This window comes from Agriterribacter sp. (assembly GCF_035497235.1).
Taxonomy (GTDB): domain Bacteria; phylum Bacteroidota; class Bacteroidia; order Chitinophagales; family Chitinophagaceae; genus Agriterribacter.
This window is the reverse complement of the sequence record NZ_DATJEB010000013.1, coordinates 70,536-87,127: the sequence shown is the minus strand read 5'-3', so window position 1 is coordinate 87,127 and position 16,592 is coordinate 70,536. Positions and strand designations below refer to the sequence as shown.

The following is a 16,592-nucleotide window of genomic DNA, read 5'->3' as shown; positions in this document are numbered from 1 at the left end:
TCTCACGTCTCCCGTTTTCCGTTTCACTCCATCCGATCGGTTCAGCCCGGCGGACCCGTCCGACCGGTGTTATCCGGGCGGGCATTAATTATTCACCATTGACTATTCACAATTCACCATCGCTATCCCTTCCTCCATATCTCCTGTATCTGCTCCAGTGTTTTTCCTTTGGTTTCAGGCACAATTTTCCATATAAAAATAAAAGCCATTACAGATGTTACCATATATATCCAGAAAGTATAAGCGCTCCCTATTGATTTCAGCAGCATTGGAAAGGTTTGTGATACCACGTATACCGAGAGCCATAAAAAAAATATAGCTACACCCATTGCCCTGCCACGTATATGATTGGGGAATATTTCTGCTACCACCACAAATGTGAGCGGCCCCAATGAAATAGCAAAAAATGAAATATACAGAAGAATACCTGCAAGTACCCAATATCCGCCTGCAGATTGGGTATAAAATGCTAAGCCAACAATGGCCAGGCAAACCGCCATTCCTGCTGAGCCAATAAGGAGCAATTTTTTGCGCCCAAGTTTGTCTACGTATTTTATGGCTACAATAGTCAGCAGCAAATTGATGCTTCCCACCCAGATGGTTTGCATCAACGCGGAAGAAGAACCGCTTCCTGTAGCCTTAAATATCTCCGGCGCGTAATACATAATCACATTAATGCCGGTGATCTGCGAAAAAACAGATAGCACGATACCGATGAGCAAAGCCGTTCGTAAACCAGGTTGTAGCAGGTCAGAAAAAGGCGCTTGTTTCTCCGTTAATGATTCGCGGATAGAAATGATTTCTTTGTCGGCGTTTGCTCTGCCGTTTACTTTGGCAAGTATAACATCCGCCTCGTTCCACCTGTTTTGTTTTGCCAGCCAGCGCGGACTCTCAGGTACCGGGAGCAGTAAAAAAATAAATATAAGCGAGGGAACCAGGCCGGAGCCAAACATCCACCTCCATCCCGAATCTACATTCCAGGCATTATCATGTAACCCTGCGATACCGGCATTTACAAAATAAATGAGCAATATACCGGTTACAATACCTAACTGGTAAATGGATATAAGCCTGCCCCTGATGGCTGCCGGCGCTATTTCCGAAATATACATGGGCGCCAGGATAGAAGCGATACCAATGCCAATGCCGCCAATGAACCGGAAGAAAATAAAATATTCAATACCCGAGGGAATAAGTATACCAATAGATGAAACAGCGAAAGCAAACCCGGATATCATTAATACTTTTTTCCTGCCCAGTTTGTCACTGAGCATGCCCGCCAGCATGGCGCCTGCCATGCAGCCTATCAGTGCGCAGGACGCCGCCCAGCCCGTCATGGCGGGGGAGAGATTGTATTTTTCCTGTATAAAGCCAATGGCGCCGGCAACTACCGCTGTATCATAGCCGAAGAGCAGCCCGCCAACAGCCGCTACAAAAGTGTACCGGTACACATATTTTAAGCTATAGTTTTCCATACATTAATTGCTATGATAATCATCAAGATTTTCGGTATTTACAAACGCTTTTATCGTACCGCAGGTTGTGCCTGCGCTGTCGCCGTGCGGTTGTATCGTGTATGCGCCAACAGCAGCAGGTACAATAAACGTTTCCGCGTAATGTACAATAAAGGGTTTAAAAGCTCCCGCGGGGCTTTCTACAATCGCTTCCCTGCCTTCTATAAGGTTGAGTATGTTAACAACGCCATGGGTATGGTGATCAACTTTTCCTGTAAACCAATGTCTTCTTGTTTCAATAAAGGAGCCTTCATGAAGCCCGGTTTTTTCTTCAACCCATCCCTCGCCTTCCGCCACCTTATGTATTTGACTGAGTATATTATTTTTGGTCCATTGGGTAGTACGGTTCCATTGAATGGAATGCTGTCCGTGCTTCAATGAAATAGGTCTCGGTTTTCCATCCATGCCAATTCGTCCCCAATCCCATAACTTAAATGTAAAAATGTAAGGTGTAGCGCTTATTTCAAGTACTACACTGTTAGCGCCTGAACAATGAACCGTTCCTGCCGGAATCAACACATGGTCATGTTTGCGGATCGGCCATTTTTCAACATACTTATCCGCATCAAATCCGCTGCCTTTTTCCTGGGCAGCTTCCAGGTCGCTGATCATTTGCTCCGGAATAATTCCTTCTTTGAGTCCAAGATATACAAAAGATCCTTTTCGTGCGTCCATGAAATAGTAACTTTCATCCTGCGTATAACGCATCCCGAATTTTTCGCGGATATATTCCTTTAACGGATGCACCTGCAGGCTCAGGTTTCCGCCATCCATTGTATCAAGAAAATCGAACCTTATGGGAAACTCGGCTCCGAAAGCTTCCCATACTTTAACACCCAAAAGCGATTGCGGCTGAAAAAAAACAAGATTAATGCATGGCGTTTCAAATAGCATGTGATCAAAGCGTATCAGCAGGCTGTTTTCTTCAGGTACGCAATCAAAACCCCATGCAAAATTTTTCTCTGTTCTTTCAAGATCGCATACCTCTTTCAACCACTGCCCTCCCCAGAGCCCGGGTTGAAAGGTGGGTACCACCCTGAACGGCTGATGCGCTATTTCTTTCAGCGCATGCTGTAATGCTGATCCGGGTATCATTTTAGGATCATCAGCATCTGTAGTATCCAGTACATAATCGGCTTCGGGTAATAATTGTTTTTTTAACTTGTCGCATACCCGCCAGTCAACAAAAAAAGCTCTTTTATATTGGTACGAAAATGAACTGTTCAGGTTATCTGACCCCAGGTTGCTCATTTCATTACGCCTGAACCGTAGCTGAATCTCCCAGCGGGGCATATCTGCATACACCAGTATATCAGGGGATGCATGAACAAGCGAAGCTCCTGTTCCATAAATGCATATTATTCCTTCTTTATTATCTTTAATTTCCTGCTTCAGTTGTTCCAACCGTTCGGGACAAAAAAAACTTTTAATATCAAGTGAAGTGATGCGGCCGAAAACGGGATCATCGGTAACATAAGGATATACCAGTTGTTCAATCTGTTCCTTACAAAGCATAGCCTTTTGCACCGGCACAAACCTTATGGCATCACTGGTGTGCTGTTTTAGCCGGTCAGCCAGGTGTTCCGTTAAAACACCGTGGTAGCATTCAATGATGATCACACAGGGTGTATCTTTCTGTTGACTGGTGCGATGCCGGAGTTCGCTGGTAATTTCATTCCAGCCGGAGTACCCGCTATAGCCATGGGCGCTTACTTCAGGAAACTTATCAAAATTGGAGTTATACAATCTTTTTCTTTTAGATGATTCAATAAAGATAAAACGTTAAACTAAAAATGAATTATTCCTGTTCTGAAAAACAGTTACCCGGCATACGGACAACAGCAGTTCGAAAAAAATAACCCGGACATTTAAGGGAAAATGGTAGATTTATGTCTGTATGTACATACATATCAAATGTAAATACTTTTTTAGTTATTCCCAATTTTTTTAATTTTTGGGATCAGCAGACCGTATTCCCTTTACCTTATATGGAGTGGTCTGTTGTTTTGCCGTATTCCGTAACAATGAACCCGTTTTTATATGAAGAAATATCTGAAATATTATACGCTTTTGCTGCTGTGGCCGTGCGGCATATCTGCTCAGCAGTTCCTGAAATATGTTGATCCTGGTATTGGTACGGCACACAGCCGCTGGTTTTTTTATACTCCTGCCGCTGCACCTTATGGAATGGCCAAGCTGGCGCCGTCTACCAACGGGCATTACGGCAATGCTTCCGGGTGGGAGGCGGTAGGATATGATACGAGGCAAAACTCCATTGAAGGGTTTGTGCATTTTCATGAATGGCAGGTGGGAGGTGTTAGCTTTATGCCAACCACCGGAGCATTAAAGGTGAAACCGGGACTGCTGGAAGATCCATCCGGGGGGTATCGCTCGTACTTTAAGAGAGAGAACCAGGTTGCTGAGCCGGGGTATTATAAAGTATTGCTCGATGATTATAATATTACCGCTGAGCTTACTGCCACAAGAAGAGTGGGGTTTCACCGTTATACTTTTCCTGAAAATGCGAAAGCGCACATTATACTGGATATCGGCAATAAACAGGGAGAAAGCGGTGAGGTAACAGATGCGGGTATACAAATGGTTGATAGCACCCATTTTGAAGGCTTTGTGGCCACCTATCCCCAATACCTTCGCCTGTATGATCCCGAAGGGAAGGTAGTCATGTACTTCTATGGAACGGTTAGTAAGAAGCCGGAAAGTATCGGAGCGTTTACGCAAAACAATATTTGGGAAAACACCTTATCTGCCAATGGAAGAGGTGCAGGTCTTTTTTTTAATTACCAAACTGCTGAAAATGAAAGTATAGAAATTAAAGTGGGACTTTCCTATACATCGGTGGCGAATGCAAAAGCGAATTTAAACGCTGAGGCCGCCACACTTTCTTTTGACGAAGCCAGAGTACAAACCCAGGCGGTTTGGCAGCAGGAGTTGAGTAAGATTTCAGTAGAAGGCGATGAGCAAAACAAAATAAAGTTTTATACCGGGTTGTTTCATGCATTGCTGGGCAGGGGTATTGCCAGTGATGTAAATGGCGCCTACCCCATGCATAGGGGGCAGGCAGGTCAGTTGAAATATGTTCATACAACTGAAAAGCCGGAATTTATGAACACGGATGCTATATGGGGAGCTTTTTGGAATATCACACAATTATGGGCACTCGCCTATCCGGAATGGTATAACAATTATGTGAACACGCAACTGCAGATTTACAGGGATAGTGGATGGTTTGGGGATGGTATTGCCAATAGCGAATACGTGTCGGGCGTTGGAACAAATTTTGTTGGACTGGCTATTGCAGGAGCATACCAGGCAGGCATACGGAATTATGATGTGGCATTGGCTTATGAGGCCGTTAAGGCTAACGAACTGAACTGGCAAAACAGGAAAGAAGGATCAGGAAAAATGGATACAAGGGCATTTGTAAAATATGGGTTTGTTCCCTATCTTGAAAAAAACACAACAGATTCAACCGGCTCTCATTTTTCTGCCTCACATACGCTTGAATACAGTTTTAGCGCTTTTGCCGCTGCTCAAATGGCCAAAGCACTGGGCAGGAAAAAAGACTACCAAACGCTTATCAGGTATGCAGATGGCTGGAAGCTTATCTTTAATCCGCAGCATAAACTCATGCAGCCCAAAAAAGCAGATGGTTCTTTTATAGATAAGTTCAACCCCCTTGAAGCATGGAGAGGATTCCAGGAAGGCAATGCCATACAATATACTTTTTATGTGCCGCATAATCCTGCCGCATTAATCAGCGCTATAGTAGAGGAGCAATTCAATAAACGTTTAGACAGTATTTTTCAAACTTCTCAACGATATAGCTTTGGTGGGGGAAAAAAAATAGACGCGTTTGCCGGTGTGCAATCTTTGTACAACCATGGCAACCAACCCTGCCTGCATATAAGCTGGCTCTTTAATTATTCGGGCAGACCCTGGTTAACCCAAAAATGGACAAGACTGATCTGTAATGAGTTTTATGGCACAGAACCCATTCATGGGTATGGCTACGGGCAGGATGAGGACCAGGGGCAATTGGGCTCCTGGTATGTATTGGCTTCCCTGGGATTGTTTGATGTAAAAGGATTTACAGATTTGAAACCCGTTATAGCATTCGGTAGTCCTTTGTTTGAAAAAGCTACGATCACATTAGGTAATAAAAGAACACTGATCATTGAAACGAAAAATAATTCAGCCGGAAACATGTATATACAATCGGCTCAGTTCAATAACAAGCCATTAAATAATTGCTGGTTATACAGGGATGAACTGATGAAAGGCGGGAAGCTGGTATTTACAATGGGAAGCACTCCTAATACGGCATGGGGTACTCAGGTACCCCCTCCGTCAGAACAATAATATGTGAACTTGCATTTTTATAAGCAGGGTAAAATTTCACATCATTTCATTATTCCGTATTATTTGCTGAAACAGGCAGATGCTATAATCATTATGATTTATGTAATATTGTCCTGTTAAACCAGTTAATTTGCGGATGCCTGCTACCAGAATATTATTAGTCGCGTTTTGTATGCTGGTATCTTCTGTGTTACCGGCGCAGCAAAGAACGGCTGTGGTTTCGGGTAAGGTAGTAGATGCGGAGGAAAGGCCGTTAGCTATGGTAACGGTAACTGTTTTAGGCAGGCAAAGCGGGGTATTAACCTCCGATTCGGGTAGCTTCTCAATAAAAGTACCTGCGGCAAAAGCCATAGCGCTTACTTTTTCCTTCACCGGTTTCCATACGGTTCAGCGCAGTTTTTATCTTACCGAAAATGAACAGGAAAAAATTGTAGTTCGCCTGGAAAGCAACTCAAAAGTGCTGCAGGAAGTGATTGTAAAAGACGAGAGAGAAAGAACGGAGACGGGGCTCATACGGCTTAACCCAAAACATGCGCTTACTATTCCTTCTGCTACCGGCGGCGTGGAAAGCCTGATCAAAATATTTGCAGGAAGCAATAATGAGCTTACATCTCAATATACAGTACGGGGTGGCAATTATGACGAAAACCTCGTTTATGTAAATGACTTTGAGATTTTCCGGCCTTACTTAGTGCGCAGCGGGCAGCAGGAAGGCCTGAGTTTTATAAACCCTGAGCTTACGGGGGGTCTTAGTTTTTACAACGGAGGCTTCCAGGCAAAGTATGGCGACAAGATGAGCAGCGTACTTGATATTCAGTATAAGAAACCAAAAAGTTTTGCCGGCTCTGCATATATAGGTTTATTAGAGCAGGGCTTTTATGCAGAAGGTGTTTCCAAAAATAAAAAATTCAGCTACTTAGCGGGTGTACGCAACCGGTCGAACAGGAACCTGCTGAGCGCACAGGAAACAAAAGGTAATTATATTCCATCTTCATCCGATATACAGGCCTTATTTACTTACCAGGTAAACAGTAAATGGCAGTTAGAATTACTGGGTAATTTGTCGGCCACAAAATTCACGCTCATACCCGAAGAAGCAAAGCTTACATCCTCTGTACTTTCTCCTTTGTTTAGCACTAACCTTGGACTTGATATTTATTTTGAAGGGAATGAGCAGGACAGGTATCAGACCCATATGCTTGGGCTAAGCGCGGTACAGCAGGTAAATAAAAAATTGAAATTGAAATGGATGCTGAGCAGGTTCGAAAATAAAGAGCAGGAAGCCTGCGATATTACCGGCGCGTATTTATTTGGGGAAAGAAGTTTTGACAAATCGCAACCCGGTTTTGGATCAATCATTAATCCTTTGGGAGCCGGCGTATTTATAAACCATGCCAGGAATACATTAGCTATTGAAAACTGGAATATATCGCATAAAGGCGAATGGAACAATAAAAAACATTTTGTTCAATGGGGTATAAGTGCGGAAAAAACACTGATCGCTGACCGGTTAAATGAATGGGAAGCGCAGGATTCTGCAGGCTACAACCTTCCTTACCACGCTGATCGGTTGCAGTTGTATAGCGTACGGAAATCAACGACTGATCTTGATGTCAGTAAGCTCTCGGGTTATTTGCAGGATAATATATCGTTTGGCAGTGCATCGCATATTACGGTGCAGGGTGGTATACGGTTTAACTATAATGGGCTGAACAATGAGTTCCTGTTGTCGCCACGTTTACAAATGTCGTGGATGCCCGATACGGATAAAGACTGGGTGTTGAAACTGGCTGCAGGCGCTTATAACCAGCCACCGTTTTACAGGGAGCTGAGAAGATACGATGGTTCCGTAAATACGGCAGTAAAAGCACAACGGAGCTGGCAGGTAGTGGCCGGCGCAGACCATAATTTTCAACTGTGGGAGCGTCCTTCACGAATAACAATAGAAGCCTATTATAAACATTTAACGCATGTTGATCCTTATGATATAGACAATGTGCGTATCCGTTACTTTGGCGATAACAGCGCTAAAGCGTATGCAACCGGCATTGAGATGCGCCTGTTCAGCGAGCTGGTTAAAGACGCGGAAAGCTGGGTTAGCGTGGGATTAATGCGCACGATGGAAAAAATAAACGACTTTCATTATTACCGGTATAAAAATGCGGGCGGTGAATTGATTACCGCGCAAACAGAAGACCAGGTGGTTGCCGACAGTACCCGTTTTGATAAAGGATGGATGCGGCGCCCCACAGACCGGCTGCTCACTTTTGGGATGTTTTTCCAGGATTATTTAAGCACCAACAAAAATTTTAAAGTGCACTTAAATATGATTTACGGAAGCAGTATGCCTTATAATATTCCGGGCAGTGTGCGTTACCGGAACGGGTTAATCATTGATCCGTACATGCGGGTTGATATTGGTTTTAGCGCTTTGTTATTAAGCAGCGGCAGGAGCAGCCGCCGGAGCCACCATCCTTTCCGGAAATTCGATAATATATGGGCAAGCCTTGAAGTATTTAACCTGCTTGACCGTGATAACACTATATCCTACCTGCTCATCAAAGATTTTTCCAATACGGTTTATGCTATTCCTAACCGGTTAACGCCAAGGTTATTTAATTTTAAAATACTGGCAAGGTTTTAAAAAATCTTCATAAATGTGTATAAGTAATTTTGTATTTTATATAGGGGCGAATCCTTACATTTGGATATAATGGGATGGGGCAGTTTATAACGTTTGAACGACTATTTGTGAAAAATAAAAAACACTGAATTGACAGAAGCAATCATTAACCTGGAAACCGTTAACCCTATTGAATTTTTTGGCGTTAACAATGGCAAGCTTGATCTTCTTAAAAAGAAATTCCCGCTTTTAAAAATTCTCAGCCGGGGCACTCAGATTAAACTGAGCGGCGCTCCCGAGCAAATTGAATCTGCCAAAGAAAAGATCGTATTACTTATTCAATATCTTGAACGTAACGGGCATGTAAGTGAAAATTATTTTGAGCAGATATTGGGTGGTGATGATGCCGAAACCGTAGATCATTTTGTAGAGCGGAACAGCAATGATATACTGGTGTTTGGTCCTAATGGTAAAAGCGTAAGAGCCAGAACGCCAAATCAAAAGCGGATGGTAACCGCAACCGATAAAAATGATATTGTATTTGCTATAGGCCCTGCCGGAACGGGTAAAACCTATACGGCTGTGGCATTGGCTGTAAGAGCTTTAAAAAATAAATCGGTGAAGAAAATTATTCTTACCCGGCCGGCAGTTGAAGCGGGAGAAAGCCTGGGTTTTTTGCCGGGTGATCTGAAAGAAAAAATTGATCCTTATCTCCGTCCGTTATACGATGCACTGGATGATATGATACCTGCCGATAAGCTGGGTTATTATATGAGTACCCGTGTAATTGAAATAGCGCCATTAGCGTATATGCGCGGACGCACATTAGACAACGCTTTTATTATTTTGGATGAGGCTCAAAACGCTACCGATCTCCAGATCAAAATGTTTTTGACCCGCATAGGCGCCAATGCAAAAGCCATTATTACAGGCGATATTACACAGGTAGATCTTCCCAAACACCAGCGGAGCGGGCTTGAAAAGGCCACCCGCATATTAAAGAATATTGACGGCATTACGCATATTGAGCTGGATGAAGATGATGTAGTACGCCATCGCCTGGTTAGAGCCATCATTAAGGCCTACGACAGGGATCATGAACGTTTACAAAACCTGAATAAGGAGGGAAACGGGTAAAGTTTAAAATCAGGGCGGCAGACGCCTTTAATTATGCCAGGCAAACAAAACGTAGTCTGTTTATCAATTCTGTTTTTTGTAACAGCAGTTATCAACCTGGTAAGCAGGAAGCAATTGTCTAATTCCTACACCCAAATTCTTCCTTATAACCAGCTATATTACCTCGATGAACAGTTAAGAATTAGTGATATAAAGCAAAAAGGAAGCGATTCCTTACTTATACAGTTTAAAGGAAATGGCATTACCAGGAAAAGCAATCATTTTGAAGTATTTAGAGACTCTGTCCTGGTTGTATCACAGCAAGCAGAAAATTTAACGGTCCGGCCTGACCGCAAGCAAAAAGAGTTTTTTTTGCGTATAAATGATCAGCCCAAAAAGTACCTGGTAAATATAGATTATACGCCTCTGTCGGTTTACCGGCAGGCCGGAAACTCCAGCACCGTTATATATGAGGTAACCAGCCGGGATATACTAATATCGCGTGCTTCATTTAGCCAATTGTCTGATTGGGACGTTTCTTCGTTTTGGAGAGAAAAAATAAAAAATAAAAGTGAACCTGATCGTTACCTGTACGATTCAATGAAAGTATCTCTAACAGACAGTACGCATATAAAAGTATTGAAGATAGCCAGGTATCTTCTTGAAGCTACAAAAGGCAGGTTAGGCATTCCATCAGACTACCTGGCACAACTTTCGCCGGTTCAGCAATTGGAATATATACGATCAGGACATTCTGAATTGTGGTGCGGAAACTACGTTGAGTTGTTTTCTTTTTTCTCTTCTTATGCCGGGATAGCGAACAGAGTCATATCGTGTGGAAGTAATATGGGTAATACAGCGCTTGGGCAGCATTCATTTAATGAAGTTTTTTTACCCGAATGGAATTGCTGGGCTTATGTTGACCTTACAGAAGGAAATGTATTTGTAAGAAAAGGGGATCATTTCTTAAATACACTTGATTTATATGCAGTATTAAAATCGGGAAGTACCGCTAATGACGGTATTACAGCATATCATTTTAATGATGATAGTATAGCATTAATGCCTTTTAGCGAAGTTTCTGCATTTGCCCGCTATTATTTTCATCCCGGGAATTCCTTCCAATTTTTCTATTCAGATTTCTTAAAAAAACAGATCCCCGAAAATACGTTTGCCCGCATAAAAAAGTTTTTTTATTTAAAACCCTATTATGCTACCTATTCGGAGAATATAATACAGGGAAACTACCAGTTTTACCTGCGATTAGTAACTAATTACCTTTTAGTGCTAATGTGCATATTATGGTTTTTTGCAGTAGCGCTGTATATTAAAAAGCGTAAAATGCTATGATTTTATTATCACTTATTAATTCCATATTTCCAGGATTCTTACTTCTATCCTAAAAATAACTCAGTTTTGTTTTGGGCGTTAAAGTAAGCAGGGTTTCATATATCAGTTTAATCGTGTTTTCTATATCATCTTTATGCAACATTTCCACAGTAGTATGCATATAGCGCAGCGGTATAGAAATTAGTACCGAAGGACAGCCGTCATTGGCATATGCAAATGATTCGGTATCTGTGCCGGTACTACGGCTTACCGCACGCAACTGAACGGGTATTTTTTTGTCTTCCGCAACCTTTTGTACCACATCTAATAATTTGTTATGCACTGCAGGGCCATAAGCGAGCGAGGGTCCCTTTCCGCAAGCCACATCTCCTTCAATCATTTTATTGATCATTGGCGTAGTAGTGTCGTGGGTTACATCGGTAATGATCGCCACATCGGGTTTTATCCGGCGGGCTATCATTTCGGCGCCTCTTAACCCAATCTCTTCCTGTACCGCGTTTACGATGTATAAACCAAAGGGAAGTTTTTTCTTGTTTTCCTGCAGCAGCCGGGCTACTTCAGCAATCATAAAGCCGCCTATGCGGTTATCCATAGCCCTGCCAATGTAGTAGCCATACGCCAATTCATCAAACCCTTCTTCGTAAGTGGCCACAGCGCCAATATGAATACCTAAGGCCGCTACTTCTTTTTTGCTTCTGGCACCGCAATCCAGGAACAGGTTATCTACCTTGGGTTGTGTTTCTTTTTCGCCTCCGCCCATACGGGTGTGTATGGCCGGCCATCCAAACACCGCTTTCACCAATCCTTTTTTTCCCTGGATGATAACCCTTTTTCCGGGAGCAATCTGGTGATCCACGCCGCCATTGCGTTTCAGGTAAATGAGCCCGTCATTGGTAATGTAATTTACAAACCAGCTGATCTCGTCTGCATGCGCTTCTATTACCACTTTAAATTTTTCATTAGGGTTTATAACGCCTACTGCTGTGCCGTAGGGGTCAACAAAGTGAGTGTCTATATAAGGCTTAATATAGTTGAGCCATAGCTTTTGCCCGCTGCTTTCAAAGCCGGTTGGCGAAGCATTATTCAAATAATGCTTCAGAAAAAGAAGGGAGTTGTCGTTTACTATAGATTTTTGCTTCGTCTTTGTAGTTTTTGCCATTTTAAATTAAATTGGTTTCAAAAATAATTAAATCCCGAACAACAGGGTTAAAAGTGAAGAAAACATCATTAACCCATCGAGTACAAAATAATACAGGTAATCGGTGAAATGTTTCCTGGCATAATTATATAGGCCCAGTACAATAGCGCCCGGTATTAGTAACAGGATAATGGTAAAGATAGAGAATGATGCTCCATATAATGCAACCGTACTTATTACGAACAGCGCCAGGGAGATCAGGAATACCAGTAATATTTTTTTTTCACTCATCCAGGTAATCATACTTTTAACGCCCTGCACCCGGTCTTCCTCCCTGTCGCGGTAGTCGAATAAAATGCAAATAGCGTATATCAGGCAAAAGCGGCTGATGCAAAAAAGCGTGTGTGCGGTTGTCCAGGTGGCATCGGCCACCAGCACAGGTAATGCCGTGGTAACATACATCCATACAAAAGTGAGAAACAGGGTTTTGCCAATGGCTATTTTAGAAAGCAGGGAAAAATATTTATGCGGAATTTTTGGTGCGCTATATAAAAAAGTAGCAAAAACGCCAATGCTTAGCGGCAGCCAGTGGGCGCTCAGTTGCCAGGCAAAATAAAGGGAGAGCAATAGCGTAACAATATAAATGCCGAGTAACAGCTTGCGGTAGCGGTGGTTCCATGCAATACGGGGAGAAGCTGATGGTACAAGAGGGGTAAGGTACCAGTGAAAATTATAGCTGCATACGGTAGCACAAAAAACAAACAGGTAAAAAACAGTTCTGTTGTACCCTAAAAAGAACAATTGATTGGTTTGCTCTACCATTAATATCGCGCAAAGAGAGATATACAGGTTGGTATTTATGAAAAAGCGAAACAGCGTACGCACGTTTACAGCATTTGCAGGCAAGTTATTGTTTTAGAATAGTAAGAGGTTCCAGTACCAGGGTATCGCTGTGGTTACCGGCAAGATCGGTGATCCAGAATTTAAAAACGGCTTCTTCGGAGGGCTGGTTGTCATTACATCTTTTATCACCGGCATAGTCAGTAGGTAATAATGTTATCACTATTTCCCCTTTTTGATTTGCAGTAGGAGGCAGGTCAGCCGATATCTTAAAATAGCCTGATGTATCCAGGAAATGAGGATCCTTACCCGGGTCAAAGCAGGGAGATAATGAGGACAACTTCTCAACACAAACGGGAACCCCAGCCAGATCGCCCTGAGCATCTGTGTAATCAAAAGTAAAAACTAAGGTAGAACCCGGAGGAACTACCGGACTTGGACTTACCGACTTTAATTTAAGCATAGGTTTATCACTAAACTTATCTTTGCGGCATGAAGCAATAAAAAGGATGATAAAGCATACTGCAAAACTTATTCTCATATACCTGTTCATTAAAACAAATGTAAATATTCCCTTTGAATAAACCTTCATCATATACCGGTAGTGCCGAACGAATATTTGATTTTAACATTTCAGACTTCGATAGGCTGGCTATTGACACCTTCCGTTTTCAGTATAAAAATAACCGTATTTACCGGCAGTTTGCAGATACGTTGGGGATTGATCCCCGCCAGGTTGAAACGCCCGTACAAATCCCCTTCCTCCCGGTTAGTTTTTTTAAAACCCATCGCGTACAATCTACCGCATTTGAGCCTGAGATGGTTTTTGAGAGCAGCGGAACCACCCAAACCATCAATAGCAAACATTATGTGAAAGATATTACTTTATATGCGCAGAGCTTTTTAAAAGGGTTTGCGCAATTTTATGGCGATCCCAAAGACTGGTGTATTATTGGCTTGCTTCCTTCTTACATAGAGCGGCAAAATTCATCGCTGGTAATGATGGTGGATGAGCTGATCAGGCAAAGTGAACATGACAGGAGCGGCTTTTATTTAAATGAATACGATCAGTTGGCCGATAGTTTACAGCAATTAGAACGGCAGCGGCAAAAAACCCTGCTGATAGGCGTAACATTTGCACTGCTTGATTTTGCTGAAAAATATCCTATACCGCTAAAGCATACTATAGTAATGGAAACCGGGGGTATGAAAGGCCGCAAAACGGAAATAACCAGGCAGGAAGTGCATGGCCTGCTAAAAGAAGCATTTCATTTGCCCTGTATCCATTCGGAATATGGTATGACCGAGTTATTATCGCAGTGCTATTCAGCAGGAGATGGTATATTTCGTTCTCCCCAATGGATGAAAGTGCTGCTCCGGAATGAAGACGATCCTTTGGAAATATTAAGCCCGTCTGGTAAAGGAATAAGCGGCGTGGTAAATATTATTGACCTTGCCAATAGGTACTCCTGTTCTTTTATCGCTACAGATGATGCGGGGAAATTATATGCCGATGGCAGCTTTGAAATACTGGGGCGTATAGACAATAGTGATGTCAGGGGATGTAGTTTGATGGCGGTTTGAATAATGTGGAAATGTGGGAATATGAAAATGGAAGCCGTTTCAGATTCGGATTTACGACTTCGGATTTTATGATTTGTGGTTTATTACTTTTGATTGTCATTTCCGCTTCGAATTTCGAAATTCCTGCCTCGGATTCAATATTTGAATCTGTTACGATGTATAGGCTTTATTTGATTTTTGTAATTTGGTTCTTTCAATATCCTACATCCATCAGCCCGGTACAGTCAATTGTTCTTTTCTCTTTATTGCTCTGTATGGCCAGCTCAATAATACGAATGATATTATAGCCATGTTCTGGTTTTTCTTTTACCGGTTGGCCATTTATTATGCTTTCATACAATTCATTATAATAATCCGCATAGCTGCCTTTGTGTGAAGGATATTTTTCCTTTATTATTTTGCCATCTTTTTCAGTATGTATCAGTCCAAAAATTGCTTCCGGCTCCTGCCCCCAATCTTCGCCAACAGGTAACTCCCCGGCCCTGAGCCTGGCTTCCTGCGGATCTTCGCCGTATTTAATAAATGAACCCAAAGTACCCTGTATCATATACCGGGGTCCGGGCTCCCTTACCAGCATGCCTGCATGAAGAATTACTTTGGTAAAGCTGTAGTTGAGCCACAGGTTAAAATAGTCATCCACCTTTGCATGGGGGCGTTGCATCCGTATATCGGCCGTAACAGAAACGGGCATACCAAAGAAATAGAGTGCCTGGTCAATAATGTGTGCGCCAAGGTCGTATAAAATACCACTCCCAGGCAATGGCGCTTCTCTCCATGCCGTTGGGCGAGATTCTATACGGTAGCGATCGTAATGCGCTTCAAACTCATGTATATCACCCAGCAGTTTTTTATCCAGGATTTCCTTCATGGTACGAAAGTCGCTCACATACCTGCGGTTTTGATACACGCTCAGCACTTTCCCTGAATCTGCAGCTATACGTACCAGTTGCCGGGCTTCTTCGGTGGTATTGGTGAACGGCTTTTCCAGCACTACATGCTTGCGGGCCTCCAGTGCCTTTTTTGTATAGGGGAAATGGGTGTCGTTGGGTGTGGTAATTACCACCAGGTCAATGCCAGGATCTGCTACCAGTTCATCTATATCTCTAACTATCTTTACAGACGGATATTTTTCACTTGCCTCATTGCCCTTCCTTTGTAATAGGCTTACCAGTTCGTATTTATCTGTTAGCGCATTAATAAAAGGGAGATGGAATACTTTGGCGGAAACGCCGAACCCAACTACTGCCACGCGTATTTTTTTTTGAGCCATAAAGTACCTGTTTATATTTTTTGTTTTACAAAGCCAAGTGCCAGCTCTAATTGCTGTTTAGGAGTAATGTTGGAATTATCGAGTACTATTGCATCCTCCGCTTTTCGCAAAGGGCTTATTTCGCGGTGCGAATCAATATAATCCCGCATTTCCAGGTTGTTTTTTACTTCTTCAATAGTAATATTGGGGTTTTGTGCATACAGCTCCCGGAAACGCCTTTCAACCCGTATCGCATTATCTGCTGTCATAAATATTTTTAGCTCCGCTTCCGGAAAAACAACGGTGCCAATATCCCTGCCATCCATTACTATTCCTTTTTTTTCTCCCATTTTTCTTTGCTGTGCCACGGCAAATGTTCTTACCGCTTTAATGGTTGCTACTTCGCTTACTTTTTCCGCTATGATCAGATCGCGGATAACATATTCTACATTTTCCCCGTTAAGGTATATTTCAGTTTCCCTGCTTTTTTCATTAGGTCTGAAATCCAGTTCAATATTTTTAAGGGCATCGGTAACCTGTTTTTCTTTTGTCCAGTCTATCATATTCCTTAAAAAATACAGGGTAATGGCGCGGTACATGGCGCCGCTGTCTATATACGCGTAATGGAGTGTTTTGGCCAATTGTTTGGCCAATGTGCTTTTTCCGCAGGAAGACCAGCCATCTATAGTAATAATAATTTTTTTCATTAGTAAAGCAGTGCAAATTATATATACTGCATCAAAAAGAAAAGCAGAAAGGATGGTTTTTAATTTACTGCACAAAAAAATGCCAACCTTT

At 42.5% G+C, this 16,592-nt stretch carries 12 protein-coding genes; 5 read left to right on the top strand and 7 right to left on the bottom strand.

Annotated elements, in window-relative coordinates:
* Positions 1–122: 122 nt before the first annotated feature.
* Positions 123–1,475 (bottom strand): sugar porter family MFS transporter, encoded by a 1,353-nt coding sequence (locus tag VL121_RS03350; RefSeq protein WP_325402144.1) that lies wholly within the window; start codon positions 1,473–1,475, stop codon positions 123–125.
* A 3-nt stretch (positions 1,476–1,478) separates the two neighbouring features.
* Complete coding sequence (locus tag VL121_RS03345) at positions 1,479–3,260, bottom strand: class I mannose-6-phosphate isomerase (protein WP_325402142.1); 1,782 nt, start codon at positions 3,258–3,260, stop codon at positions 1,479–1,481.
* A 294-nt stretch (positions 3,261–3,554) separates the two neighbouring features.
* Between VL121_RS03345 and VL121_RS03340 the strand changes: the two genes are divergently transcribed.
* The 4 genes from VL121_RS03340 to VL121_RS03325 all read left to right on the top strand — a co-directional run bounded on the left by VL121_RS03340 (position 3,555) and on the right by VL121_RS03325 (position 10,983).
* Positions 3,555–5,894 carry a GH92 family glycosyl hydrolase gene (locus tag VL121_RS03340; RefSeq protein WP_325402140.1) on the top strand — a complete coding sequence of 780 codons (2,340 nt, stop codon included), beginning with the start codon at positions 3,555–3,557 and terminating at the stop codon, positions 5,892–5,894.
* Positions 5,895–6,030: 136 nt separating this feature from the next.
* On the top strand, positions 6,031–8,538 hold the full coding sequence (locus VL121_RS03335; protein WP_325402138.1) for a TonB-dependent receptor: 2,508 nt from the start codon (positions 6,031–6,033) through the stop codon (positions 8,536–8,538).
* A 129-nt stretch (positions 8,539–8,667) separates the two neighbouring features.
* Positions 8,668–9,654, top strand: a complete 987-nt coding sequence (locus VL121_RS03330) for a PhoH family protein (protein ID WP_325402136.1) — start codon at positions 8,668–8,670, stop codon at positions 9,652–9,654.
* 33 nt (positions 9,655–9,687) lie between these two features.
* On the top strand, positions 9,688–10,983 hold the full coding sequence (locus VL121_RS03325) for a hypothetical protein (RefSeq protein WP_325402134.1): 1,296 nt from the start codon (positions 9,688–9,690) through the stop codon (positions 10,981–10,983).
* Positions 10,984–11,032: 49 nt separating this feature from the next.
* Here the strand turns inward: VL121_RS03325 and VL121_RS03320 are convergent, their stop codons facing one another.
* Genes VL121_RS03320 through VL121_RS03310 form a run of 3 tightly spaced genes read right to left on the bottom strand, consistent with a single transcriptional unit; the run spans position 11,033 to position 13,502 of the window.
* The gene (locus VL121_RS03320; protein WP_325402132.1) at positions 11,033–12,142 is read right to left on the bottom strand and encodes a M42 family metallopeptidase; all 1,110 of its coding nucleotides are present in this window, start codon (positions 12,140–12,142) and stop codon (positions 11,033–11,035) included.
* A 27-nt stretch (positions 12,143–12,169) separates the two neighbouring features.
* Complete coding sequence (locus tag VL121_RS03315; RefSeq protein WP_325402130.1) at positions 12,170–13,027, bottom strand: UbiA family prenyltransferase; 858 nt, start codon at positions 13,025–13,027, stop codon at positions 12,170–12,172.
* A 1-nt stretch (position 13,028) separates the two neighbouring features.
* Positions 13,029–13,502, bottom strand: a complete 474-nt coding sequence (locus VL121_RS03310) for a hypothetical protein (RefSeq protein ID WP_325402128.1) — start codon at positions 13,500–13,502, stop codon at positions 13,029–13,031.
* A 35-nt stretch (positions 13,503–13,537) separates the two neighbouring features.
* Between VL121_RS03310 and VL121_RS03305 the strand changes: the two genes are divergently transcribed.
* On the top strand, positions 13,538–14,545 hold the full coding sequence (locus VL121_RS03305; RefSeq protein ID WP_325402126.1) for a LuxE/PaaK family acyltransferase: 1,008 nt from the start codon (positions 13,538–13,540) through the stop codon (positions 14,543–14,545).
* Positions 14,546–14,738: 193 nt separating this feature from the next.
* On the opposite strand, the gene VL121_RS03300 is transcribed toward VL121_RS03305, so the two are convergent.
* Entirely contained in the window at positions 14,739–15,815 is a 1,077-nt protein-coding gene (locus tag VL121_RS03300) for an oxidoreductase (protein WP_325402124.1), read from the bottom strand.
* An 11-nt stretch (positions 15,816–15,826) separates the two neighbouring features.
* Positions 15,827–16,501 (bottom strand): (d)CMP kinase, encoded by a 675-nt coding sequence (gene cmk, locus VL121_RS03295; protein WP_325402122.1) that lies wholly within the window; start codon positions 16,499–16,501, stop codon positions 15,827–15,829.
* Positions 16,502–16,592 lie beyond the last annotated feature (91 nt).

Bases quoted from the DNA above. Each gene is read 5' to 3' on its own strand.
- VL121_RS03350 (WP_325402144.1), bottom strand. From the start codon at position 1,475: ATGGAAAACTATAGCTTAAAATATGTGTACCGGTACACTTTTGTAGCG.
- VL121_RS03340 (WP_325402140.1), top strand. From the start codon at position 3,555: ATGAAGAAATATCTGAAATATTATACGCTTTTGCTGCTGTGGCCGTGC.
- VL121_RS03335 (WP_325402138.1), top strand. From the start codon at position 6,031: ATGCCTGCTACCAGAATATTATTAGTCGCGTTTTGTATGCTGGTATCT.
- VL121_RS03325 (WP_325402134.1), top strand. From the start codon at position 9,688: ATGCCAGGCAAACAAAACGTAGTCTGTTTATCAATTCTGTTTTTTGTA.
- VL121_RS03320 (WP_325402132.1), bottom strand. From the start codon at position 12,142: ATGGCAAAAACTACAAAGACGAAGCAAAAATCTATAGTAAACGACAAC.
- VL121_RS03310 (WP_325402128.1), bottom strand. From the start codon at position 13,502: ATGAGAATAAGTTTTGCAGTATGCTTTATCATCCTTTTTATTGCTTCA.
- VL121_RS03300 (WP_325402124.1), bottom strand. From the start codon at position 15,815: ATGGCTCAAAAAAAAATACGCGTGGCAGTAGTTGGGTTCGGCGTTTCC.
- cmk (WP_325402122.1), bottom strand. From the start codon at position 16,501: ATGAAAAAAATTATTATTACTATAGATGGCTGGTCTTCCTGCGGAAAA.